Annotated in this window: 3 protein-coding genes; all 3 read left to right on the top strand. The window is 48.4% G+C overall.

Going from position 1 to position 3,063, the window contains the following annotated elements; all coding sequences use genetic code 11:
• Nucleotides 1–446, top strand: a 446-nt coding sequence (locus Q0R35_RS00360; RefSeq protein ID WP_295613255.1) for a glycosyltransferase, incomplete at its 5' end; no start/stop codon positions are given.
• A 5-nt stretch (nt 447–451) separates the two neighbouring features.
• Nucleotides 452–1,609 carry a glycosyltransferase family 1 protein gene (locus tag Q0R35_RS00355; protein ID WP_295613252.1) on the top strand — a complete coding sequence of 386 codons (1,158 nt, stop codon included), beginning with the start codon at nt 452–454 and terminating at the stop codon, nt 1,607–1,609.
• A 128-nt stretch (nt 1,610–1,737) separates the two neighbouring features.
• Nucleotides 1,738–3,063: hypothetical protein (locus Q0R35_RS00350; RefSeq protein WP_295613249.1), on the top strand; the 1,326-nt coding region annotated here is incomplete at its 3' end.

Below are 3,063 nucleotides of genomic sequence, written 5' to 3'. Positions count from 1 at the left end.
CCGAACTAGAGCCACTCAAACAAATGGCGATCGATCTGGGTATTGCCAAGCAGGTGAAGTTTTGGGGCTTATTACCCCGTGCCGAAGTACTCCAGAAGTTGTCACAATCTTCAGTGTTCGTACATCCGAGCCTGCACGATTCTGGGGGCTGGGTCTGCTTGGAAGCAATGGCAGCAGGCAGACCTGTAATCTGTCTGGATTTGGGTGGCCCCGCCGTTCAAGTTACCGCCGCAACGGGGATTAAAGTACCAGCAGCTAGTCCCGAACTGGCTGTGAGCGGTTTAGCCCAAGCAATGGTACGGCTAGCTAGCGACAAACAGCTTAGATCTGACCTGGGACGATCGGGACAGCTCCGCGTGAGGGAATACTACAGTTGGGAAGTCAAGGGCAAACAGCTAGCCCAAATCTATCAAGAACTCGTCATCGATCCACCGCAACACCATTAATAATTATGCACGTCCTGATCTCTGCGTTACACAGACCTTCTAAGCCCACAGGTGTATGCCGACATGCCGCTAATCTGGCGCGCTGTCTGGCTGCTAGCCCAGAGATTACCCAAGTCACGATCGCGATCGGGGCGTGGCAGCAAGATTATTTTACCACCGTGTTCGATCTGCGATCGCCCAAAATTGTCGTTACTATTGTCGATATTACCAACAGCTCGGTATCTAGAAATCTCTGGTTTTTATGGGGGCTGCCCAAACTAGCCCAGCAATTACGTCCCGATTTGGTACATCTATCATTTCCCTTACCCTTCGAGCGATCGCGATTTACCTGTCCCGTCGTCGCCACAATTCACGATCTGTATCCTTACGAATACCCCGAAAATTTTGGTAGAATTCAGGCGACTTGCAATCGCTGGTTATTAAGGAAATGCATTCAGCAGAGCGATGGCGTAAGCTGCGTGTCTCAGACGACGATGGATCGGTTGGCATATTTTTTGCCAAATCGTCCGGCAAGTCAGACCGCCAGTGTGGTTTATAATATCGTCGATTTCGATCTCATCGCACCAACCGTCCCCGATTTTTTCCGAGATCGAGAACGCGCACCATTTATATTAAGTGTCGGTCAACATCGTAAAAATAAAAATCTCGGTTTACTCATCGATGCCTATGAATTATTGTTAGATAAACACCAAATCGCTCCAAATATCGATCTGGTAATTGTCGGCAGTCACGGCCCCGAAACCGCAAATTTGCACCAACAGATTAAAGATCTCCACCTCGAAACCAAAGTCCACCTCCTGAGCGCGATCGACGATCCCCAACTGATCTGGCTGTACCAACATAGCCAAGCCGTCATCCTCCCCTCCTCGATCGAAGGCTTCTGCTTGCCCCTCGCCGAGGCTCTACACTTATCTTGTCAGGTAGTGTGTTCCGATATCCCCATCTTTAGAGAAATTGGCGCGGGAGCCTGTGGCTATTTCGATTTTAAGGGCGATCCCAAATCCAATCTCGCCCGATCGATCCACGATATCATCCACAACCCACCCGCAGTCACCACCGATCGATCTTCTTCCCCATTCTCCAGCACCGTCATCTCCCGTCAATATTTGCACTTCTACCAAACTATCCTCAAAACCACCCCCAAATTATCGGTATTAGTATGACTCACGTCTGGCGATCGAGATTTAGTCAATAGTGAATAGTGGATAGTAAATAGTGAATAGTACCTACTTCTTACTCCTTACTCCTTACTCCTTACTCCCCATCTCCCAACTCCTATCTCCGAACTCCCATGCCCAAAGCGCGTAAACAAGGTTTTTATAAAAGTAGCACGCTCGTCATGGCGGCATTTTCGATCGCCTTTTATTCGCGGGTAGTTTGCTCGATTACTCGATTACCATCAGCTCTGAATCATTTGCACTTTGCGATCGTCCCCTTAACCGCCGCCATTATTCTCACCACCGCCCGTCCGACAGATCCCCAACAAATTAATACTGTGTGGATGTTATTGTGCGGACTATTGACTCTATTGGGCGTGACGATCGCCAGTGCGGCGATTAACAATGCGGGCATCATTAATATCATTTTTGATTTTTTGCTGCTGGGTGGGCCATTTATGCTGCTGATGGCGATCGTTTGCATCCCAATGTCTCCTGCAAGTTTTCATCGCTTCCGCAATTGGACGATTTATGCTGCCTTTGCCAACATGGCTCTGGCATTCATCCAATGGCCGTTGCTCAAATTTAATAAAATCTCTGCGGGTGGATTAGATGCCACCGATGGCATGGCGGGGGTGTTTTTTGTTTCGGGAGCTGGCAATTATGTCTCGACGACTGTTTCGATTTACTTTGGCATTTATTATCTAATGTTTGCCAAAGCCGCCCCAGTCTGGCTGCGATATGCCACCTTACTCGCTGCGGCTTATCAACTTCAACTTTCCGATTCCAAACAAGTGCTATTCGCGCTGGCATTCGGTGGGGTGCTGTTAATTTTTTCAACAATGAAGAATGTGGGAAAAACCCTAACTTATATCATTTTATCCATCCTAATTTTAATTGCTTTCTACTGGTGCGTCGAAAATCTATCGGCATTTGCAGCTTTTAAAAATTACTTAGATAAAGAGGGCGCATATGGGCCGCATGGCGAAGCATCACGAATTAAATTAATTGCTTTTAATCTATTGCCGACATTTTATCATTCCCCGCTCAATTGGATCGTCGGACTTGGCCCCGGTCATACTGCCGGACGTTTGGGTGGCTGGTTGCTCAAGGAAAATTGGGCGATTTTAGGGCCGCTGGGCGCGACGATGCATCCTGCCAGTCAAGCGATGCTGAAAGCTTACTTTGGGAGTTGGCTGGCGTTGGAATCTACCATGTTTTGTCCGATGTTTGGTTGGGCGGGGATGTGGGGCGATTTGGGTGCGGCTGGCGTGTGTGCCTACTTAATGCTAGGTTGGATCGTCTGGCGTTATGTGTGCGTGGATAATTACGGGAAATTTTTACTCTTGAGTGTGGCTGGCTTTGGGTTCATTTTTACCCAGATGGAAGAGCCAGGATTTATGTTCTATACGGCGACGATGCTGGGGCTGCGTTGGCAAGAGCAGCGATTTAAAACATTA

The sequence above is a fragment of the Chamaesiphon sp. GL140_3_metabinner_50 genome (genome assembly GCF_025361915.1).
GTDB lineage: Bacteria > Cyanobacteriota > Cyanobacteriia > Cyanobacteriales > Chamaesiphonaceae > Chamaesiphon.
Note: the sequence above shows the minus strand (reverse complement) of the source record. Positions and strands in the feature narration are given on the sequence as shown.